Below are 1325 nucleotides of genomic sequence, written 5' to 3' on the forward strand. Positions count from 1 at the left end.
TATAAAAATGTATGGTCCGCCTCGTTATTGCAAGGGTAAAAATTGCGATAACGGGGTTGGTTTGCGCTAATGTATTCGGAGTCTTCTTTGGGAAGCTCTCGCAACCCGCTCCACGATGAGATCTGCGCCAGATTGTCCTCAAAAAGCCGAAAGCATTTTCTGCTGTTTTTTATATCAGGTCTTCAGTCTGGTGGTCTAACCGTTTTCGTCATCTTACCTACCATTGCAAATTTGAATCACGCTGTTGTCGCCTCGAATGGAGTACCTCTTAGCATCACAGCCCAAGCAATACGCACCATCTTATTGGCTAATGCCACTACCGCTACATTGAACGGCTTTTCAGCCTTCAACTTAACCAGCCAGTTACCAAATGCTGCTCCTGTCTTATCAACCCGCGATAACACTGCTCTAGCTCCGTGAATAAACAACGTTCTTAGGTGCGTGTTACCCCGCTTGCTTATCCCTAACAACTTGGGGTTACCACCCGTTGAATATTGTTTTGGTACCAGCCCTAGCCAAGCTGCCATATGGCGACCGTTTTTAAACTCTGAAGGCGAACTCACCGCAGCTAAACATGCACTTGCAGTCATGTCACCCACGCCAGGAATTGTCCTCAATAGTTGGCCGAGTTCACTCTCATCAAGCAGCTGCTTTAACTTTCTATCTTGCTCAGCTATTCGTTCATTCAAACTTTGGTAATGTTCATGAAGATGTTGTAGTTCTTGTATCAACATGGGATGAAGCGGTTCTGATTGTTTGGCCAGCCACTGAAACAAGCGTTTCATGGTTGCGTGTCCTTGAGGCAGGCTCATTCCGAACTCCAACAATACGGCTCCGATACGCGACATGCAGGCTGTTCGCTCCTTAATGTAACCACTTCTAAATCGATGAATTGCGGCTATCACCTGAGCATTTTCAGATTTAATAGGGACAAAGTGCATGTTTGGTCGAGTAGCAGCTTCAGCAATGGCTTCTGCATCATTAAAGTCGTTTTTATTGCCTTTGAGGTAGGCTTTAACAAATTGAGGGGGAATAACTTTTGGCTTATGGTCAAACTTCCTGCACTTACGTGCCAACCAATGAGCGCCTCCACAAGCTTCAAAAGCCACGATGCACTTAGGATGATTAGCGAGAAATTCACATAGTTTAGAGCGAGAGAGTTTCTTTTTGAATTGAGTATTACCAGCCGCATCGTGACCGACAATATGAAAACAGGACTTGCCTAAATCAATACCAAGAACTTGAATTAACATGATGGTTCGCCTCCGTATTATCTCAAACCAAAGCCTAGCGGCTTTGGAGTGAGGCGGACCATCTAATTAAGC

1 protein-coding gene is annotated in these 1325 nt (G+C 45.1%); it reads right to left on the reverse strand.

Annotated elements, in window-relative coordinates; genetic code table 11:
• Nucleotides 1-236: 236 nt before the first annotated feature.
• Nucleotides 237-1256, reverse strand: coding sequence for an IS110 family transposase (locus ACVA58_RS27730; RefSeq protein WP_446513476.1), 1020 nt, complete (start codon nucleotides 1254-1256; stop codon nucleotides 237-239).
• Nucleotides 1257-1325 lie beyond the last annotated feature (69 nt).

Source organism: Photobacterium sp. DNB22_13_2 (assembly GCF_052873915.1).